The sequence below is a fragment of the Ramlibacter sp. AN1133 genome, from assembly GCF_037890035.1.
In the GTDB taxonomy this organism is placed as follows: Bacteria; Pseudomonadota; Gammaproteobacteria; order Burkholderiales; family Burkholderiaceae_C; genus Ramlibacter.
On the sequence record NZ_JBBKTQ010000033.1, the window covers coordinates 1 to 19,033 of the forward strand.

A 19,033-nucleotide genomic window follows, 5' to 3' on the forward strand; every position below is an offset into this window, starting at 1 on the left:
GCCCAACGACCTGCAGGTCGGCCAGACCGGCAAGATCGTCGCGCCGCAGCTGTACATCGCCTGCGGCATCAGCGGCGCGATCCAGCACCTGGCCGGCATGAAGGACTCCAAGGTGATCGTGGCGATCAACAAGGATCCGGAAGCGCCGATCTTCAGCGTGGCCGACTACGGGCTGGAAGCGGACCTGTTCACCGCCGTGCCGGAACTGGTCAAGGCCGTCTGAGGACGCGGCGCACATGGACCTCGACCTCTCCCCCGAACAGCTCGCGTTCCGCGCGGACGTGCGCCGCTTCATCGACGAGCGCCTGCCCGCTGCCGTGCGCGAGCGCCTGCGCCAGGGCCACCTGCCCGGGCGCGAGGAGACCATCGCCTGGCAACGCGCGCTGGCCGAGCGCGGCTGGGCCGCGCCGCACTGGCCGAAGGAATACGGTGGCGCGGAGCTGGGCCAGGTCGAGCGCCTGATCCTGCTCGACGAATTGCAGCGCGCGCCGGCGCCGGTGCCGCAGGTGTTCAACATCAACATGCTGGGGCCCGTGCTGCTCGAATTCGGCACGCCGGCGCAACGCGATTTCTTCCTGCCGCGGCTGGCGCGGCTGGACCTCTGGTTCTGCCAGGGCTTTTCCGAGCCCGGCGCCGGATCCGACCTGGCCGCCTTGCGCACGACGGCGCAGCGCCGTGGCGACGTGTATGTGGTCAACGGGCAGAAGACCTGGACCTCCATGGCGCACCACGCCGACTGGATGTTCGCGCTGGTGCGCACGTCGTCCGAGGGCCGCAAGCAGGAAGGCATCTCCTTCCTGCTGATCGACCTGAAGTCGCCGGGCATCACCGTGCGGCCGATCTGGTCCATCGACGGGTCCCGGCACCTGAACGAAGTCTTCCTCGACAACGTGGAGGTGCCGGTCGGCAACCTCGTGGGCGAGGAGAACAAGGGCTGGAACTGCGCCCGCTTCCTGCTGGCCAACGAGCGCTCCGGCATCGCCAACGTGGGCCTGTGCCGCCAGCGGCTGGAGATGGCGCGCGAACTGGCGACGCAGCGCCGCCACGCGGGTCGCCGCCTGATCGACGATGCGGCCCTGCGGCACGAGCTCGCGCTGCTGGACGCCGAGGTCCGCGCGCTGGAAGTCACCAACCAGCGCTTCCTGCTCACCGCCTCGGAGCAGGCGCGCCTGCCGGCCTTCGCGTCGGTGCTGAAACTCAAGGGCACCGAGCTGCAGCAGCAGCTCAATACCCTGATCGCGACGCTCGCCGGCCCGCTGGGGCTGGAGCGGGCCGCATCGCACGAAACGGCCACGGACTGGCTGGTGCCGCGCTACTTCTTCTCGCGCGCCACCAGCATCTACGGCGGCAGCTCGGAAATCCAGAAGGAGATCCTCGCCCGCGCGCTGCTGGGTTGAGGAAGGAGACCGCATGAACTTCGAACTGGACGAAGGCCAGCGGGCGCTGCAGGACAGCGTGGCGCGCCTGCTGGCCGACCACCACGGCCTCGAGCGTTATCGCGCCGCCGCCGCGAGCGAGGCGGGCTACAGCGCCGGAATCGACGCGCAAATGGTGCAGATGGGACTGCCAGCGATGCTGGTGCCCGAGGCGTACGGCGGCATCGGCGGCAATGCGACCGACCTGATGGCCGTGATGCGCGAAGGCGGCCGCTCGCTGCTCGCCTCGCCCCTGCTTCCCTGCAGCGTGCTGCCTGCCGTGGTGCTGGCGCAGGCCCGCAGCATGGCGCTGCGCGATCGCTGGCTCACGGCCCTCGCCACCGGCGAGGTGCGCATCGCCTGGGCGCACGAGGAACCCGGGAGCGATCTCGAAGGGCGCTGGCTGGCCACCCGCGCGCGGCGCGAGGGCGAGGGCTGGCGGCTCGCCGGCCTCAAGCCGAACGTGCTGTTCGGCGCGATCGCCGGCCACTTCCTGGTCTCGGCGCGTGTCGCGGCGGAGGACGGCGAGGCCGCGGGCCTCGCGCTGTTCCTGGTCGCGGCCGATGCGCCCGGCGTGGCTTGCCGGCCGCACCGCCTGGTCGACGACACCCCCGCCGCCACGGTGAGCTTCCACGACGCGCCGGCGACGATCGTCACCGACGTCAGCGGCGACGCGGGCCTTGCCGCCCTGCACTCTGCGCTGGCGGTGGGCATCGCCGCGCTGTGCGCGGACATGGTGGGCGCGATGGAAGCCGCCGTGAAGCTCACGATCGAATACCTCAACGTGCGCAAGCAGTTCGGGCAGGTCCTGGCCGCCAACCAGGCGCTGCGGCATCGCGTCGCCGAGATGCACGTCGGCGTGGAGATGGCGGCCAGCATGGCCATCGCGGCGGCGGTCGCGGCCGGCCGGCCCGAGGATCCCGAGGCGCGCTGCGACCTGCACCGCGCCAAGCTGCTCGTGGGGCGCAACGCGCGCGACGTGTGCCATGCCGCCATCCAGCTGCATGGCGGCATCGGCATGACCCAGGAGTACGCCGTCGGCCATTACCTGCGGCGCGTGCATGTGCTGGACCAGCTGTTCGGCCAGGCCGGGACGCACGCCGCCGATCTCGATGCATTGCTGTCCGCCGGGGATCCGAACCCCGCGACTTTTCATTCCAGAGGAGACCGTCCATGAAATCGCTCATCACCCGCCTGCTGCTCGCCACTGCCGTGGCCTGCGGCTCCGCCAGCGCGCAACCCGTCACGAAGTTCGTCGTGCCGTTCGCCGCCGGCGGCGGCACCGACGTCTACGTGCGCATGCTGGCCGCGGAAGTGGCCAAGGCCGGCATGCCGGTCATCGTGGAGAACAAGCCCGGCGCCTCCGGCAACATCGCCGCCGACTACGTGGCGAAGTCGCGCCCGGACGGCCTCACCGTGTTCGTGGGCACCAACAGCACGATGGCCAACAATACCGTGCTGTTCGACAAGCTGCCGTACGACCCGCTGAAGGACTTCGTGCCCGTCACGCACATCGGCTACCAGCCGATGATCATCGTGGCCCGCACCGACCTGCCTTACAGCACGCTGCAGGAGATGGTGGCCTATGCGAAGGCAAACCCCGGCAAGATCAACCGCGGCTCGCCGGGCGCCGGCATCATCAGCAACCTCGCGCCGCTGATGTTCGAGCGGCAGGCCGGCATCCGCACCACGCACGTGCCCTTCAACGGCGACGCGCCGGGCCTGCAGGCGCTGCTGGGCGGCTCGATCGACATCCACGGCACGTCGATCACCGCTTCGCTGCCGCACGTGCAGTCCGGCAAGCTGCGGGTGCTGGGCGTGATGGATCACAAGCGCCTGCCGCAGGTGCCGAACGCGCCCACCTTCAAGGAGGCCGGCTACGACGTCGAGGCCTACGCCTGGTACACGCTGGTGGCGCCCGCCGGCACGCCGCGCGAGGCGATCGATCGCCTGAACAAGGCGGTCAACCAGGTGCTCGCGCGCGAGGACTTCATCGCCAAGGCCCGCGCCGCCGGCATGGAGCCGCGCGGCGGCTCGCCCGAGGAGCTTGGGAAGTTCATGCGGCAGGAATACGATCGCTGGGTTCCGCTGCTCAAGTCGCTGGAGTTGACGAAGACCACGTACTGAAGTCCGCCGGCCGCCGCTTACATCCTGAGCCGTAACCGCACGTTTTCGTGTGTGCAGCGCAGCATTCCTGGCCTAAAGTCGCCCCGCGAAAGGATCGACGGATGCACATGAAGGATTTTTCGGCGCGGGTGGTGACCTTCAAGCTGGCGGCGGCGCTGGAGCAGTACGAGCTCGACCTGCGCGCGCTGGCGGAGAGCTGGCTCGATGCGGATGCGTTCCGGCGGCTGCAGCAGGAGTTCGGCGCGATGCGCATCCTCGGTGCATCGCTGCCGCGGTTGTCTGTATCCTGGGTGGCGGTGCTGGTGTCGCGCACCAGGTTCCTGCAGTCGCTGTGCGGCCGCAGCGGCTCGGCCGCGCTCGCGCTGCACGAGCACCTGGCGGCGGTGGAGCGCCTGCGCTCGCGCTGCCTGCGCATGATCGGGGCGCAGCTGCCGGCGCCCGCCTGAGCAGCGCACGGCGCGGGAACGCGGAGAAGCGAACATGAAAGTGGTGTATGTCAGCCAGAACGGGGCCGGCCCCAGCTACGAGATCGAGGCGGACCGGCATGGCAGCTACACGATCCGCAGCGGCGGGGCGGTGGTCAAGCGCGTGACGGCGTTGACGCAGTACATGGGCAGGCCGCTGTGGGGCACGAGGAAGCTCGAGCTGGCCGCCATCGAGGAAGCGAAGGCCGCGATCGAAGCGCAGCACGCGCCGGGGCGCTGAACGCGGGGCCTTCGTGTATCGTGGCGCTTGCCCGAAGCGCACGGCCGCGGATGCCATGAGAACCAACTTCCCCGGATCCCGAAAGACGTGGGTGCTGGCCGTGCTGGTCGCCAGCGGGCTGCTGCTGGTGCAGGCCGGAGCCTTGCCCCTGTGGGTCTGGGCGCTCGTGGCGGCCTTGGTGGTCGCCACGCAGGTGCTGGCGCACGCCGACCGCTATCGCGACCAGCTGTTCGTCTCCGAGGAAGGCCTCTCGCGCGAGCACGGCTCCCGGCTGCGCAAGACCCTGACCGAATCGGTGCGCTGGGACGAACTGGCCAAGGTGGAAGTGCTCGCCAACGAGACCGGCGCCGGGCGCAAGGAGATGCTGTTCCTGCTGTACGGGCGCACGGGCCAGGGCGTGGCAGTGCCCGGCAGCGTCGCCAGCAGCCACGATCTCGTTGCGGTGCTCGAGGGCCGTCTTCCCGGGTTCCGCAAGGACGCCGTCGCCGAGGCTCAGCGCTCGGCGGAGCGCCGATCGTGGACGCTCTGGGAACGGCCCCCGCCATGATCGTCCATCGCCTGCCCGTGGGCGACGGCCATGTGATGCACGTCGAGGAGCATGGCGATCCGCGCGGCATCCCGGCGCTGGTGCTGCACGGCGGGCCGGGGTCGGGGCAGTCGCCGGTGCTGCGCAGCTTCCTCGATCCGGGGCGTTACCGCATCCTCTGTCCCGACCAGCGCGGCGCCGGGCAGAGCACGCCGCAAGGCAGCATCGCCTCCAACACGCTGGCGCACCTGCTCGCGGACCTGCGCCTGCTGCGTGGCACGCTCGGCGTGGGCCAGTGGCTGGTCGTGGGCGGCTCCTGGGGCGCGACGCTGGCGCTGGCGCATGCACTCGACGATCCCGGCGCTGTGTCGGGGCTGTTGCTGCGCAACGTGTTCCTCGCCCGCCCGCAGGACATCGAGGCCTTCTTCGCGGGCGCGGTGCGGCAGGGCGGGCCCGTGTGGCAGGCGCTGGCACAGCGCGCCGCGCAGGCGAGCCTTCCCCTGCTCGCGTGCCTCTCGGAGGTGTTCACGCAAGGCACGCGCGAGGCGCAGCGGACGCTCGCCACCGCCTGGTCTGCGTGGGAGCAGCGCCTGTCCGGCGAGCCTGTGCGAGCGCCCGACGACGAAGCCCTGGCTCGGCTGGTGCACCGCTACCGCATCCAGGGCCATTACCTCAGGCACGGATGCTGGCTCGACGATCCACCGCTGCTGGCCCGCTGCCGCGCCCTGCCGCGCGTGCCCATCGTCGCCGTCCACGGAACGGCCGATGCGATCTGCCCACCGGAAGGCACCGTGGCCTTGCAGCGGTGCACCGAAGGCGCGGTGCGCGTGCACTGGGTCGAGGGCGCCGGTCACCAGGCATCGGATCCGCGCATGCTCGCGGCGCTGAGGCAGGCCGCCGAGCGCGCGTGTTGACAACACGTTTCCAGCCGCTACCGCTCGCAAGATCGGACCAGCCGGGTAATGATTGTGTCGACGGCCCCGTGCGTGCCGCCTGGCGGTCCCAGAATGCGGATCCAGGACATGCGCATGGAAACCGACCGCTTCGTGAACCGCACCGCCCACGGCCGCGACCGCGAGCTCGCGGCCGCGCTCAAGGGCGCGCGCGCCATGCCCGTGTCGGGCAAGCCGGTGCTGGTGGCCTTCCGCAATGAGGACGGCGAGATGTACCGCTTCGCGCTGCTCTATGGGCCCACCCAGCTGCGCTACCTGCGCCACCGGCTGGTGCAGCTGCACCTGCTGCAGGACCTCGAGGAAGACGACGGCATGATGACCGTGCTGGGAAGTACCTGAAGATTGACGCAGGTGGCTGGTTCCTGTCAGCCAGCGGAGTTAAGCTGTGCGTCCATGCTGAGCCTGCAGCAATCCCCGCCCGCGCCTGCCTGGGCGCACCCGCTCCCCGAACTCATTCCTTCCCTGCGCGACGTCGCCGCGGCCTTGCGCCGCGTGAAGCGTTGCCCGGAGCCGGGCCCGGGCTTCCGCATCGGCATCTGCGACGCCGCCGGCCGCGTGCTGGCCGGGACGGTCGTCGCCAGCTTCAACCAGGTGCAGCGCCTGTCGCTGTTCCTGGCGGACCTCGGCTACGGCGACGTGATCGCCGGCGAGGCGGAGGAGATGCAGGGCTGCCACGTGCTGTTCGTGCGCCGCTAGCCCCGGACTTTTGCCGCCGCACGGCGCGACCCGTCGCGCCCGATCGCGCCCGATGGCGGGACCCCTTGCCGGAGCCAGTACAGTCCGGTCAGGCACATGAACGACCCCGCGCAGTCCCTCCCCCCCGGCTTCATGGTGGTCCACGGCAACCATCCGGAGGCCTTGCGCGACCTGATGGTCGCCTGGATGGCGCGGCACCCGCTGGCGCCGCTGGAGGACGAACTGGTCCTGGTCCAGAGCAACGGCGTCGCGCAGTGGCTCAAGCTGTCGCTGGCCGGCGACCCGGGGCAGGGCGGCATCGGGGTGGCCGCGGCCCTGCGGACCGAACTGCCCGCGCACGCCCTGTGGGGCGCGTACCGAGCGGTCCTCGGCCCCGATGCCGTTCCGCGTGAGTCCGCCCTCGACGAATCGCGCCTCGTCTGGCGCCTGATGCGCCTGCTGCCCGCGCTGCTGGACGAACCCGAGTTCGAACCCCTGCGCGGCTTCCTGCACGACGACGCGGACAGGCGCAAGCTGCACCAGCTGGCCCTGCGCGTGGCCGACCTGCTGGACCAGTACCAGGTCTATCGCGCCGACTGGCTGGCGCGCTGGGCCAAGGGCGACGCCGTGCTGACGCTGGCGCGCGACGGCCGCGAAGCACCCGTGCCGGACACGCTGCGCTGGCAGCCGCGGCTGTGGCAGGCCCTGCTGGCGGATGTCGGCGCAGAAGGCGCCGCCGGCGGGCGCGCCGAGGTGCACCGCCGCTTCCTCGCCGCGGTGGAGGACCGCCAGGGCGCGCGTCCGGTCGGCCTGCCGCGCCGCATCAGCGTCTTCGGCATCTCCTCGCTGCCGCGCCAGTCGCTCGATGCGCTGGCGGCGCTGGCCCGCTTCAGCCAGGTGCTGCTGTTCGTGCACAACCCCTCCGAGCACGACTGGTCCGGCATCGTCGCGGCGCAGGACGCGATGCGCCGGCGCCGCCACCAGCCGCGCCCGGGCCTGCGCGGCGAGCCCGACTCGCAGGCGCTGCACCTGCAGACGCAGCCGCTGCTGGCCGCCTGGGGCAAGCAGGGCCGCGACTTCATCGGCCTGCTGGAGGAATACGACCGCCCCGACACCTACCGCCAGCGCTTCGGCGAGATCGGCCAGCGCATCGACCTGTTCGCGCGCACCGGCGCCGACACGCTGCTGCGCCAGCTGCAGGACGACATCCTCGACCTGCGGCCGCTGGCCGAAACGCAAGCGCGCTGGCCGGCGGTGGATCCCGCGCGCGACACCTCGATCGCCTTCCACGTCACGCACGGCCCGCAGCGCGAAGTGGAGGTGCTGCACGACCAGCTGCTCGCCGCCTTCGCGGCCGACGCGAGCCTGCGCCCGCGGGACGTGATCGTGATGGTGCCGGACGTCTCCACGTACGCGCCGCACATCCGCGCCGTGTTCGGCCTGGCCGACGACCAGGACGCCCGCCGCATCCCCTTCAACGTCGCCGACCAGGCCCAGCGCCAGCAGGACCCGCTGCTCGGCGCCCTGGAAAAGCTGCTGAACCTGCCGCGCGAGCGCGTGGCCGTGAGCGAAGTGCTGGACCTGCTCGACGTGCCGGCGGTGCGCGCGCGCTTCGACATCGCCGAGGACGACCTGCCCCTGCTGCACTCCTGGATCGCCGCGGCGCGCATCCGCTGGGGCCTGCATGCGCAGCACCGCGCCTCGCTGGGCCTGCCGCCCGGCATGGAGCAGAACAGCTGGCGTTTCGGCCTGCGCCGCATGCTGCTCGGGTACGCGGTGGGGGAGGGCGAGGCCTGGAACGGGATCGAGCCCCTGGCCGAAGTGGGCGGGCTGGCGGCCGCGCTGCTGGGGCCGCTGGTGCGCCTGGTCGAAACGCTGGAAGCGCACTGGCAGGTGCTGGACCAGCCGGCGCCGCCGGCGCAGTGGGTCGCGCGGCTGCAGCAACTGCTCGATGATTTCTTCTCCGCGCCTGAGGGCAGCGTCGACGGCCTGACGCTGCTGCGCGCGCAGTCCGCGCTCGACGACTGGCAGGTCGCGTGCGAGGACGCGCGGCTCGCGCAGCCGCTGCCGCTGTCGGTGGTGCGCGAGCACTGGCTGCAAAGCCTGGAGCCGCCGGGGCTGCGCCAGCCCTTCTTCGCCGGCGGCGTCACCTTCGCCTCGCTGATGCCGATGCGGGCGATCCCCTTCCGCCGGATCGCGCTGCTCGGGATGAACGACGGCGACTACCCGCGCTCGCGCCCGCCCATGGACTTCGACCTGATGGCGCAGGAGCACCGCAGCGGCGACCGCTCGCGGCGCGAGGACGACCGCTACCTGTTCCTGGAGGCGCTGCTGTCCGCGCGCGAGCACCTGCACGTGAGCTGGGTGGGGCGCAGCATCCACGACAACGAGGAGCGCCCGCCTTCGGTGCTGGTGGCGCAGCTGCGCGATCACCTGGCCGCCGGCTGGCGCCTGAAGGACGCGAAGGCGGACAAGTCCGGGCGCGAACTGGTGGCAGCGCTGACCGTCGAACACCGGTTGCAGCCTTTCCATCCCGCGTATTTCGACGGCACCGATCCGCGACTTTTCAGCTATGCCAGCGAGTGGCGCGCGCCGCTGCAGGCGCCCGGGGCGCGCGCGAACGCCCCCGCGCTGGAGGCACCGCAGGCCCAGGCGACGCTCACCCTCGCGATGCTGGGGCGCTTCGTGAAGAACCCGGTGCGGGCGTTCTTCGAGCACCGCCTGGCCGTGCGCTTCGCCGACGAGGACGTCGCGGCGCAGGACCAGGAGCCCTTCGGCCTCGACGGGCTGGAGAACTGGAGCCTGCAGGACGAATTGATCCGCGTGCAGCGATCGGCCGTCGACGCGGGGCTGCCGCGGGAGGCCGCGTTGCAGTCGCGCCTGGCGCGCTTCGCCGCCCGCGGCGAGCTCCCGCACGGCGCCTTCTCCGAGCAGGTCGCGGCGCAACTGGCGCAGCCCATGGACAAGCTGTTCGCGCGCTATGGGCAGTTGCTGCAGGACTGGCCCCGCGTGCTTCCCGACGCGCCGCTCGCCTTCGCCGATGAGCGCGGCCAGCCGGACCTGCTGTTCGAGGACTGGCTCGGGGACCTGCGCGCCAGTGCCGACGGCGCGCGCTGCCGCCTGGTGCTCGAAAGCAGCGGCCTGGTGAAGGACAGGCGCTGGCGCTATGCCCGCCTGCTGCCGCACTGGGTCGCGCACGTGGCCGGTCACCTCGAAGGACAGGCGCTCACCACTGTCATCGTGAGCAAGGCCGGCTCCGCGACGCTGCATCCGATCGCGCACGAGGCCGCCCTGGCCTGGTGGCAGGAGCTGCTGGCGGCCTGGCGCGAGGGCATGCGGCGACCGCTGCCCTTCTGCGTCGACAGCGCGGCGGCCTGGCTGCGCTTCGCGGCGCCGGAAAAGGGCGAGTCCTCGGAGGACCGCGCTCGCGCCGAGGCGCGCAAGTGCCACGAAAGCGAATGCGCGCGCGATGCGTACCTGGCGCGCGCCTTCCCGGATTTCGAGGCCCTCGATCGCGACGAGTTCGCGCACTGGGCCACGACGCTGCTGCGGCCACTGCGCGACGCCGTCGGCGCGCCGCCCAAGGGAGAGGCGGAATGACGCCCGCGCTGCTGGACCCCTTGCGCTTTCCGCTTCAGGGCAGTTCGCTGATCGAGGCGAGCGCCGGCACCGGCAAGACCTTCACGATCGCCGCGCTGTACCTGCGGCTCGTGCTGGGCCACGGCGGCGATGCGGCCTTCCCGCGCGCGCTGACGCCGCCGGAGATCCTCGTCGTGACCTTCACCGAGGCCGCGACCAAGGAGCTGCGCGACCGCATCCGCGCGCGCCTGGCGGAAGCGGCCGACGCCTTCGCCGGCGAGCACCCCGGGCCCGATGCTTCCCTGCGCGACCTGCGCGCGAGCTACCCCGCTGTGGACTGGCCGGCCTGCGCGCAACGCCTGCGCCTGGCGGCCGAATGGATGGACGAAGCGGCCGTCTCCACCATCCACGGCTGGTGCAACCGCATGCTGCGAGAGCACGCCTTCGACAGCGGCAGCCTCTTCAGCCAGACGCTGGAGGCGGACCAGACGGAACTGGAGCAGGAGGCCGTGCGCGACTACTGGCGCACCTTCTTCTACCCGCTGCCGCCGGAGGACGCCGAATGCGTGGCCGGCTGGTGGAAGACGCCCGACGCCCTGCGCTTTGCCTTGCGCAACCTGCTGCCGCAGGCGGAGCACGTGGACGGCGCCCCCGAGCCGGCTACCGCGCTGCGCGACGCGCGCCTGGCCCGCGCGCAACACCTGGCCGACCTGCGCGCCCCGTGGGAGACCTGGTGCGACGCGCTGCAAAAGATGCTGGACGAAGCCGTCGAGGCGAAGAAGGTCGACGGCCGCAAGCTGAAGAAGGCCGACTACCAGCGCTGGCTGCAGAAACTGCGCGAGTGGTGCACGGGGACGCATGCCGTGCCGGACCTGACCGACACGGCCTGGACGCGGCTCACGCACGCGGGCCTGCGCGAAGCCTGGAAGGTGCCCGAAGAGGCGCCGCACCACGAGGCGCTCCAGGCGCTCGAGGTGCTGCGCGGCCAGCTCGCCTGCCTGCCGGAATGCCGGGACACCGTGCTGGCGCACGCGGCGCACTGGGTCGCGGCACGCATGGCGTCCGAACAGCTTCGCCGCGCGGAGATGGGCTTCAACGACCTGCTCACGCGGCTGCGCGATGCGCTGCGCCGTCCCGACAGCGGTCCGCGCCTGGCCGCACTGATCCGCCGCCAGTTCCCGGTGGCGCTGATCGACGAATTCCAGGACACCGACCCGGTCCAGTACGAGATCTTCCGCACGGTGTACCGGGGCCGCGACGATACGGCGCTGATCCTGATCGGCGACCCGAAGCAGGCGATCTACGCCTTCCGCGGCGCGGACATCCACACCTACCTGGAGGCGCGGCGCGACACGGCGGGCCACCACACGACGCTGGGCACCAACTACCGGTCGACGAAGCCGATGGTGGACGCGGTCAACCACCTGTTCCTGCAGGCCGAGCGGCGCGCCTCGGGCGAAGGCGCATTCCTGTTCCGCACGGAGGCGGGGAATCCGCTGCCCTTCCTGCCGGTGCAGGCGCAGGGGCGCGACCAGCGTTGGCGCGTGGCCGGCGCCGATGCGCCCTCCCTCACCTGCTGGTGGCTCGACGAAGGCGCGGCGCTGCGGCCCGGCGAGTACCGCGAAGCCGTGTCGGCCGCCACGGCCACCGAGATCGTGCGCCTGCTGCGCCTGGCGCAACAGGGCCAGGCCGGTTTCGTCGACGACAAGCGCAGGCTGCAGCGCCTGTGCCCGCGCGACATCGCCGTGCTGGTCAACGACGGCACGGAAGCGCGCGCGGTACGCAAGGCATTGGCCGAACGCGGCGTGCGCAGCGTGTACCTGTCCGATCGCGACAACGTGTTCCGCAGCGACGCCGCGGGCGAGTTGCAGCGGCTGCTGCAGGCCTGTGCTGCGCCGGAGGAGGGCGCCCTGGTGCGCGCCGCGCTGGCGACGGGCCTGCTCGCGCAGGACTGGGCGGCGCTGGACCGGCTGAACCACGACGAGGTCCACTGGGAAGAGAGGCTGGAGCGGTTCCGCGGGTACCGCACCTGCTGGCAGCGCCAGGGCGTGCTGCCCATGCTGCGGCGGCTGCTGCACGACTTCGAGGTGCCGCAGCGGCTGATCGCGCTCGGCGAGGAACGGCTGCTGACCGACCTGCTGCACCTGGCGGAGCTGCTGCAGCAGGCCAGCATGCTGCTCGATGGCGAGCATGCTCTGGTGCGGTACCTGGCGGAGCAGCGCGCGGAAGGGACCGTCGCCGTCGACAGCCGCCAGTTGCGCCTGGAAAGCGACGCCGACCTGCTGAAGGTGGTGACGGTGCACAAGTCCAAGGGCCTGGAATACCCGCTGGTGTTCGTGCCCTTCCCCTGCGCCTGCCGGCCGGTGAAGGCCGAGGACGTGCCGATCAAGTGGCATGACGACGCGGGCGTGCTGCACCTGTCGCTGCGCGCCAGCGACGAGATCCTCGTGCGGGCCGAACGCGAGCGCCTCGGCGAGGACCTGCGCAAGCTCTACGTGGCCATGACGCGCGCGCGCTTCGCCACCTGGATCGCCGTGGCGGCTACGGGCGATCTCGAACGCAGCGCGCTCGGCTACCTGCTGGCCGGCGGCGAGGCTATCGCGCCGGGGCAGGTGCGGTCCACCGTGGAAGCAGCGCTCGCATCGTCTTCCATGATCGAAGTGGCGCCGGCGCGGCAGGCCTCGGAGGAGACCTACCAGGCCGAGGCCCCGACGATGCAGCTCGCCCTGCCGCCGCCGCTGCCCGCGCATGCGCCCGAGCCGTGGTGGATCGCCAGCTATTCGCGCTTGCGCCGCGCCGCGGGCAGCACGCTGCGCGAGCAGCGCATCGGCGAGACGGCGCAGGAGGAAACCTACCTCGAATCGGCGGAGGAAGGGCGCGAGGATGTGGAACCGCCGCCGTCGACCGGCACGCTGCATGATTTCCCGCGCGGGCCCGCGGCCGGCAGCTTCCTGCACGGCGTGCTCGAATGGGCGGGCCGCGAAGGCTTTGCCGTGGCGGCCGATGCACCCGAAGAGATCGACCGCGTGCTCGCGCGCCGCTGCCGCCCCGCGCGCTGGGCGCCGCACCGCGAAGCCTTGCGCGCGTGGCTCACCCGCTGGCTCGCCACGCCGCTGGACCTGCGGCGCCTGGCGCCCGGCTCGCGCGCCGTCGCGCCGCGCGAGCTCGCCGCGATCCAGCCGGAGATGGAGTTCTGGCTCGCTGCCTCCCGCGTGCAGGCGCAGGCCCTCGACGCGGTGGTGTGCAGGCACACGCTGGAGGGCTTGCCGCGTGCGCCGCTGGAGCCGCAGCAGCTGCACGGAATGCTCAAGGGCTTCGTCGACCTGGTGTTCGAGCACGAGGGCCGCTACTACGTGGCCGACTACAAGTCGAACCGGCTCGGCGCCGGCGATGCCGCGTACACCGTCGAAGCGATGCGCGACGAAGTGCTGCACCATCGCTACGAGCTGCAGTACAGCCTCTACCTGTTCGCGCTGCATCGCCTGCTGCGCTCGCGCCTGCCCGATTACGACTACGAGCGCCACGTCGGCGGCGCGGTCTACGTGTTCCTGCGCGGGCATGCCGCGCCCTCCCAGGGCCTGCACCTGGAGCGTCCGCCCGCCGCATTGATGGACGCGCTGGACGCCCTGTTCACGGAAAAGGTTCAGGCATGAACGAGGCCTTGCGCTCCCCGCAGGCCTGCCTGCAACTGCTGGAAAGCTGGGTCGCCGCCGGCTGGCTGCGCGAGCTGGACCTGGTGTTCGCGGCCTTCCTCGCGCGCGAGGTGCCCGAGGCGGATCCGCTGCTGCTGCTCGCGGCCGCACTGGCGAGCCACCAGCTCGGGCGCGGCTACGTGAGCCTGGATCTTGCGGCGCTGGCCGGCGATCCCGCCGAGGCGCTGGCGATCCCGCCGGAGGAGCCTGCGTCCGCGCCGCCAGCGACTTCACGCCCGATCGAACCCGCTGCATTGCTGCAAGGCATCACCTTGCACGAGTGGCAACGGGCGCTGGGCGACGAGCGCCTCGTCGGCGCAGGCGAGGGCAACACGCCGCTGGCGATCGAAGGCACGCGATTGCTCCTGCGCCGCTTCTGGCAGCACGAGCAGTCGGTGCGCGCAGGCCTGGGACAGCGGCTCGCCGCGGTCGACGCCTGGACGGCGGAGGCGCTGCAGCGCGCGCGCGTGGCGCTCGCCGAACTGTTCGCGCGCGAGGAGGCCGCGCCGCAACCCGATTGGCAGAAGATCGCCTGCGCGGTGGCGCTGCGCTCGCGCTTCGCCATCGTCACCGGTGGCCCCGGCACGGGCAAGACGACGACGGTCGTGCGCCTGCTCGCGCTGCTGCAGCACCTTGCCTTGTCCGCGCCGGACGGCAGCGCGCGGCGGCTGCGCATCCGCCTCGCCGCGCCGACCGGCAAGGCCGCGGCACGCCTGAACGCCTCGATCGCCAACGCGGTGGACGCCCTGAAGCTGGCGAATCTGGGCAACGGAGATGCCGTGCGGGCGGCGATCCCCACCGACGTGAGCACGGTGCATCGCCTGCTGGGAAGCTTCGGCGGCACGCGCCGCTTCCGCCACGACGCCTCCCATCCGTTGCCCCTGGACGTGCTGGTGCTCGACGAGGCCTCGATGGTGGACCTGGAGACCATGGCCGCCGTGATCGCGGCGTTGCCGCCGCGCGCGCGGCTCGTGCTGCTGGGAGACAAGGACCAGCTGGCGTCGGTGGAGGCCGGCAACGTGCTGGGCGAACTGTGCGCCCGCGCGGACGACGGCCACTACCGCCCCGACACGCGCGCGTGGCTGGAAGCGCTCACCGGCGAGCGCATCCCCGAGGGGCTGGTCGACGCACACGGCGAGCCGCTGGACCAGGGCGTGGTGAAGCTGCGGCATAGCTGGCGCTTCGACGCCGGCAGCGGCATCGGCCAGCTCGCGGATGCGGTCAACCGCGGCGAGCCCGCCCGCGCGCGGGAGATCCTGCGGGCGGGGCACGACGACCTCGCCTGGATCGAGCTCGATGCGCGCGACGCCGTCCTGCGGCGGCTCGTGCTCGAGGGCTACCGCCCTTATCTCGCGCGGGCCGCCCAACCTCCGGCCGCCGATGCGCCGCACGAAGCCTTCGACGATTGGGCGCGATCCGTGCTGAAGGCCTATGGCAGCTTCCAGCTCCTGTGCGCGGTGCGCCGCGGGCCTTATGGCGTTGAAGGCCTCAACACGCGCATCGCTGGCCTGCTGCACGCCGAGAAGCTCACGCCAGCGGCGAGCGGCTGGTACGCGGGCCGGCCAGTGATGGTCACGCGCAACGATTACGCGCTGGGCCTCATGAACGGCGACGTCGGCATCGCGCTGCCGCTGCCGGTGGCGGGCGAGCCCGGGCGCACGATGCTGCGCGTCGCCTTCGAGGGCAGCGACGGCGGCATCCGCTGGATCCTGCCCAGCCGCCTGCCCGAGGTGGAGACGGTGTTTGCGATGACCGTCCACAAGTCGCAGGGCTCGGAGTTCGATCACGCGGCGCTGCTGCTGCCGCAGGAGGCCAGCCGCGTGCTCACGCGCGAGCTGGTCTACACCGGCATCACGCGGGCGAAGCGCCGGTTCACGCTGGCCGTGCCGGCGGGCGCCGGCCACGTGCTGGAAGCGGCGCTCGCGCGCCGCACCCGCCAGGGCGGCGAGGGGCCGCGGGTCACAGGAGGAGTCCGTCCATGACGCAAGAGAACGCAGCGCGCGACCACGTGCTGGCGCAACTGCTCGCGGAGCGCCACAGCTGCCGCGGCTTCCGCCCGGAGCCGGTGCCGCGCGCCACGGTGGAACGCATCCTGGCGATCGCGCAGCGCACCGCGTCCTGGTGCAACGCACAGCCCTGGCAGGTGCACGTGCTGTCGCCCGAGGCGACGGGCCGCGTGCGCGAGGCGCTCATCGCGTACGCGCGGGCGCATGCGCCGCAGCCCGACTTCGATTTTCCCGGCGCGTACGAGGGCGTGTACCAGGACCGGCGCCGGGAATGCGGGCTGCAGCTCTATGCGGCCACCGGCGTGCAGCGCGGCGACAAGCCCGCGTACGAACGCCAGTGGCTGGAGAACTACCGCCTGTTCGGTGCGCCGCAACTGGCGATCGTCACGAGCCATGCGCCCCTGGGCACCTATGCCGCGATCGACTGCGGAGCCTACGTGCACAACTTCATGCTGGCCGCCTGGTCGCTGGGCGTGGCCAGCATCGCGCAGGCGGCGCAGGCGGCCGTCGCGCCGTTCTGGCGCGAGCAGCTGGCGCTGCCCGAAGACCGCAAGGTGGTCTGCGGCATCGCCTTCGGCTACGAGGATCCGGCGCATCCGGCGAACGCGTTCCGCACCTCCCGCGCGGACGTGGCGCAGGCGGTTCAGTGGGTGGAGTGAGGATCCCGTAGGCTGGCGGTGAACGCGTGCGCAGCGCGCCGCGAACCCCAGCGATGCGCGAAGCGCCGGGGTTCCGGCGCTGGCGCGCGTCACCGCCGGCCTACGCCTCCTGCGGCTTGCCCATCGCCGGCGCCATCAAGGTGAAGCCCCGGCGCGGCAACTGCAGTGCGACCACGCCCGCGGCGATCAGCAGCGCGCCCGAGGTGCCGAACGCGATCCAGTGCGTGCCGAAGCGCTCGTAGGCCCAGCCACCGAGCCAGGAGCTGAGCGTCGCGCCGAGCTGGTGGCCCAGGTACGCCATGCCATAGAGCACCCCCACCAGCCGCACGCCGTACACGTCCGACAGGATCGCCGACGACAGCGCGATGCTGCCCGCCCACACCAGCCCGCCGATGGTGGCCGTGACGTACAGCTCCCAGTGCGTGCCCACCAGCACCAGCGCGAAGAAGCCCAGCCCGCGCACGAAGTAGATCACCGCCAGGATGTTGCGGCGGGGCAGCCGGTCCGCCAGGCGCCCCAGCACCAGCGTGCCGCCGATCGCGACGATGCCGATCAGGCCGATGCCCATCGAGCTGGTGAAGGCGTCGAAGCCGTGGTCCATCAGCATCGGCATGCCGTGCGTGCCGAGCAGGTTCATGCTGAAGCCGCAGCAGAACAGGCCGAAGAACACCTTCCAGAACGGCGCGGTGCGCATCGCCTCGCGCAGCTTCAGGCTCTGCGGCGCGGCGCCGGCGCGCGCGCGCTGGTACGCCGCTTCCTCGGGCAGCAGGTCGGTGTGCTCCGGCGCCGTGTCGCGGATCACGAACAGGGCCGCCGGCAGCGTCAGCGCGATGAACACACCAGCGAAGCCGACCAGCGTCGCGCGCCAGCCGAAGGACTCGATCGCCCAGGTGCACACCGGCGTCATCACCGCCATGCCCGCCATCGAGCCGGTGGACAGGAAGAACAGCGCCATGCCGCGGCGGCGCGTGAACCAGTGGCTGATCACCGGCGTGAGCGACACCGGGCTGACGAAGGCCAGGCCCACGGAGAAGCCGACGCCGAACGCCAGCAGGAAGGACAGCGGGTCGCGCGTGAGCACGGTCCCCGCCACCGACAGCGCCACGATCCCCGCGCCGAGCAGCAGCACGCTGCGGGTGCCGAAGCGCGCGATCAGGTGGCCGCCCACCGGCATCGCGAGGCCGTAGCACAGCATGCCGATGGCGACGATGGTCGCCAGCAGGCTGCGGCTGAAGCCCAGGTCGTGCGCGATGGGCAGGAAGAAGGGGCCGATGCCCAGGCGCATGCCCGTGGACAGCAGGGTCAGCAGCGCGGCAGCCGCGACGATGTTCCAGCCGAAATACCAGCGGCTGCGGATTGCCGAAGTCAAACGTCACTCCTCGTGCGCCGAGTGAGTGGGGGCCTCGGCAGGCCCCTATTCTGGCGGCATCAGCGCGCCGGTGCCGGCACGGGGGGCATCAGCAGGGTGGCGCGCCGGGGCAATTGCAGCGAGACCACGCCGCCGGCCAGCAGCAGCATGCCGCAGGCGCCGAAGGCGACCCAGTGCGTCCCGAAGGCCTCGTAGGCCCAGCCGCCCAGGAAGGAGCTCAGGGCGGCGCCGACCTGGTGGCCGAAGTAGGCGATGCCATAGAGCAGGCCGACGAGGCGCAAGCCGTAGACGTCGGCCAGGATCGCCGCCGACAACGCGGCGCCGCCCGCCCACACCAGGCCCATCATCGTCGCCGTGAAATAGAGTTCCAGCCCCGAGCTGGCCAGCACCAGCGCGAAGAAGCCGAGGCCGCGCACGAGGTACACGGTGGCGAGCAGGTTGCGCCGCGGCATCCTGTCGGCCATGCCACCCAGGAGCACCGAACCGCCGATGGCCGCGACGCCGACCAGCCCCACGGTCATGGCGGCGGTCACGGCGTCGAAGCCGTGGTCCATCAGCATCGGCATGCCGTGCGTGCCCAGCAGGTTCATGCTGAAGCCGCAGCAGAACAGGCCGAACACGATCTTCCAGAAGGTTCCCGTGCGCACGGCCTCGCTGGGCTCCAGCGGCTGCGGCAGGGTGGCTGCCTGGGCGCGCTGCGCCTGCGCTTCTTCCGGCAGCAGGTCCGTGTTGACCGGTGCCAGGTCGCGCACGATGAACAGGGCCGCCGGCACGGTGCAGGCGGCGAGCAGCGCCGCGAAGCCGACCAGCGTGGCGCGCCAGCCGAACCACGCGACCGCGAAGGTCGTGACCGGGGTGACCACCGCCATGCCGGCCATCGCGCCGGTGGCGAGGAAGAACAGGGCCATGCCGCGCCGGCGCGTGAACCAGTGGCTGATGACGGGGGTGAGCGCCACCGGGCTGGTGAACGCCAGGCCGATCGACAGCAGCCCGCCGAAGGCGAACAGGAACACAGGGGCATCCTGCGTGTTCGCGGCGATGACGGCGGCGAGCAGCACCGCCCCCGCCCCCGCCAGCAGCACCCTGCGCGTGCCGTAGCGCGAGACGAGGAAACCCGCCAGCGGCAGGGCGATGCCGTAGCACAGCATGCCGCCGGCCATGATCGTCGACAGCAGCGTGCGGCTGAACCCCAGCTCGCGCGCCATGGGCATGAAATACGGGCCCATCCCCAGGCGCATGCCCGTCGACAGCAGGGTGAGCACGGCCGCCGCCGCGACGATGTTCCACCCGAAGTACCAGCGGGTGCCGATTTCCGAACGCATATCCC

16 protein-coding genes are annotated in these 19,033 nt (G+C 71.9%); 14 read left to right on the top strand and 2 right to left on the bottom strand.

Going from position 1 to position 19,033, the window contains the following annotated elements; all coding sequences use genetic code 11:
- The 14 genes from WG923_RS27385 to WG923_RS27450 all read left to right on the top strand — a co-directional run.
- A partial coding sequence (locus WG923_RS27385) for an electron transfer flavoprotein subunit alpha/FixB family protein (RefSeq protein WP_340354202.1) occupies window positions 1-223 on the top strand: 223 nt, incomplete at its 5' end.
- Between the two features lie 13 nt (window positions 224-236).
- Window positions 237-1,397, top strand: coding sequence for an acyl-CoA dehydrogenase family protein (locus WG923_RS27390; protein WP_340354203.1), 1,161 nt, complete (start codon window positions 237-239; stop codon window positions 1,395-1,397).
- Window positions 1,398-1,410: 13 nt separating this feature from the next.
- Window positions 1,411-2,592 carry an acyl-CoA dehydrogenase family protein gene (locus tag WG923_RS27395; protein WP_340354204.1) on the top strand — a complete coding sequence of 394 codons (1,182 nt, stop codon included), beginning with the start codon at window positions 1,411-1,413 and terminating at the stop codon, window positions 2,590-2,592.
- Window positions 2,589-3,542, top strand: coding sequence for a Bug family tripartite tricarboxylate transporter substrate binding protein (locus WG923_RS27400; protein ID WP_340354205.1), 954 nt, complete (start codon window positions 2,589-2,591; stop codon window positions 3,540-3,542). The genes WG923_RS27395 and WG923_RS27400 overlap by 4 nt, the downstream gene beginning before the upstream one ends.
- A 101-nt stretch (window positions 3,543-3,643) precedes the next feature.
- Window positions 3,644-3,988 carry a hypothetical protein gene (locus WG923_RS27405; RefSeq protein WP_340354206.1) on the top strand — a complete coding sequence of 115 codons (345 nt, stop codon included), beginning with the start codon at window positions 3,644-3,646 and terminating at the stop codon, window positions 3,986-3,988.
- A gap of 34 nt (window positions 3,989-4,022) precedes the next feature.
- On the top strand, window positions 4,023-4,247 hold the full coding sequence (locus WG923_RS27410; protein WP_340354207.1) for a hypothetical protein: 225 nt from the start codon (window positions 4,023-4,025) through the stop codon (window positions 4,245-4,247).
- 55 nt (window positions 4,248-4,302) lie between these two features.
- Window positions 4,303-4,794 (top strand): hypothetical protein, encoded by a 492-nt coding sequence (locus WG923_RS27415; RefSeq protein WP_340354208.1) that lies wholly within the window; start codon window positions 4,303-4,305, stop codon window positions 4,792-4,794.
- The gene (locus tag WG923_RS27420; RefSeq protein WP_340354209.1) at window positions 4,764-5,687 is read left to right on the top strand and encodes an alpha/beta fold hydrolase; all 924 of its coding nucleotides are present in this window, start codon (window positions 4,764-4,766) and stop codon (window positions 5,685-5,687) included. The genes WG923_RS27415 and WG923_RS27420 overlap by 31 nt, the downstream gene beginning before the upstream one ends.
- Before the next feature lie 114 nt (window positions 5,688-5,801).
- Window positions 5,802-6,065: a hypothetical protein gene (locus WG923_RS27425; protein ID WP_340354210.1), complete on the top strand. Its 264-nt coding sequence runs from the start codon at window positions 5,802-5,804 to the stop codon at window positions 6,063-6,065.
- Between the two features lie 54 nt (window positions 6,066-6,119).
- Window positions 6,120-6,422 carry a hypothetical protein gene (locus WG923_RS27430; protein WP_340354211.1) on the top strand — a complete coding sequence of 101 codons (303 nt, stop codon included), beginning with the start codon at window positions 6,120-6,122 and terminating at the stop codon, window positions 6,420-6,422.
- 96 nt (window positions 6,423-6,518) lie between these two features.
- Window positions 6,519-10,001, top strand: a complete 3,483-nt coding sequence (gene recC, locus WG923_RS27435; protein ID WP_340354212.1) for an exodeoxyribonuclease V subunit gamma — start codon at window positions 6,519-6,521, stop codon at window positions 9,999-10,001.
- A complete protein-coding gene (gene recB / locus WG923_RS27440; RefSeq protein WP_340354213.1) occupies window positions 9,998-13,633 on the top strand; it encodes an exodeoxyribonuclease V subunit beta in 3,636 nt (1,211 codons plus the stop codon). Before recC ends, recB begins: the two co-directional genes overlap by 4 nt.
- Window positions 13,630-15,654: an exodeoxyribonuclease V subunit alpha gene (gene recD / locus WG923_RS27445; RefSeq protein WP_340354214.1), complete on the top strand. Its 2,025-nt coding sequence runs from the start codon at window positions 13,630-13,632 to the stop codon at window positions 15,652-15,654. The genes recB and recD overlap by 4 nt, the downstream gene beginning before the upstream one ends.
- Window positions 15,651-16,337: a nitroreductase gene (locus WG923_RS27450; RefSeq protein WP_340354215.1), complete on the top strand. Its 687-nt coding sequence runs from the start codon at window positions 15,651-15,653 to the stop codon at window positions 16,335-16,337. The genes recD and WG923_RS27450 overlap by 4 nt, the downstream gene beginning before the upstream one ends.
- A 100-nt stretch (window positions 16,338-16,437) precedes the next feature.
- On the opposite strand, the gene WG923_RS27455 is transcribed toward WG923_RS27450, so the two are convergent.
- A complete protein-coding gene (locus WG923_RS27455; protein WP_340354216.1) occupies window positions 16,438-17,706 on the bottom strand; it encodes an MFS transporter in 1,269 nt (422 codons plus the stop codon).
- A gap of 59 nt (window positions 17,707-17,765) precedes the next feature.
- The gene (locus WG923_RS27460) at window positions 17,766-19,028 is read right to left on the bottom strand and encodes an MFS transporter (protein WP_340354217.1); all 1,263 of its coding nucleotides are present in this window, start codon (window positions 19,026-19,028) and stop codon (window positions 17,766-17,768) included.
- Window positions 19,029-19,033 lie beyond the last annotated feature (5 nt).

What these genes read in the sequence shown, in the direction of transcription:
- WG923_RS27400 (WP_340354205.1), top strand. Translation starts at nt 2,589, where the DNA reads ATGAAATCGCTCATCACCCGCCTGCTGCTCGCCACTGCCGTGGCCTGC.
- WG923_RS27425 (WP_340354210.1), top strand. Translation starts at nt 5,802, where the DNA reads ATGGAAACCGACCGCTTCGTGAACCGCACCGCCCACGGCCGCGACCGC.
- WG923_RS27430 (WP_340354211.1), top strand. Translation starts at nt 6,120, where the DNA reads ATGCTGAGCCTGCAGCAATCCCCGCCCGCGCCTGCCTGGGCGCACCCG.
- recD (WP_340354214.1), top strand. Translation starts at nt 13,630, where the DNA reads ATGAACGAGGCCTTGCGCTCCCCGCAGGCCTGCCTGCAACTGCTGGAA.
- WG923_RS27410 (WP_340354207.1), top strand. Translation starts at nt 4,023, where the DNA reads ATGAAAGTGGTGTATGTCAGCCAGAACGGGGCCGGCCCCAGCTACGAG.
- recB (WP_340354213.1), top strand. Translation starts at nt 9,998, where the DNA reads ATGACGCCCGCGCTGCTGGACCCCTTGCGCTTTCCGCTTCAGGGCAGT.
- recC (WP_340354212.1), top strand. Translation starts at nt 6,519, where the DNA reads ATGAACGACCCCGCGCAGTCCCTCCCCCCCGGCTTCATGGTGGTCCAC.
- WG923_RS27395 (WP_340354204.1), top strand. Translation starts at nt 1,411, where the DNA reads ATGAACTTCGAACTGGACGAAGGCCAGCGGGCGCTGCAGGACAGCGTG.
- WG923_RS27450 (WP_340354215.1), top strand. Translation starts at nt 15,651, where the DNA reads ATGACGCAAGAGAACGCAGCGCGCGACCACGTGCTGGCGCAACTGCTC.
- WG923_RS27405 (WP_340354206.1), top strand. Translation starts at nt 3,644, where the DNA reads ATGCACATGAAGGATTTTTCGGCGCGGGTGGTGACCTTCAAGCTGGCG.
- WG923_RS27460 (WP_340354217.1), bottom strand. Translation starts at nt 19,028, where the DNA reads ATGCGTTCGGAAATCGGCACCCGCTGGTACTTCGGGTGGAACATCGTC.
- WG923_RS27415 (WP_340354208.1), top strand. Translation starts at nt 4,303, where the DNA reads ATGAGAACCAACTTCCCCGGATCCCGAAAGACGTGGGTGCTGGCCGTG.
- WG923_RS27390 (WP_340354203.1), top strand. Translation starts at nt 237, where the DNA reads ATGGACCTCGACCTCTCCCCCGAACAGCTCGCGTTCCGCGCGGACGTG.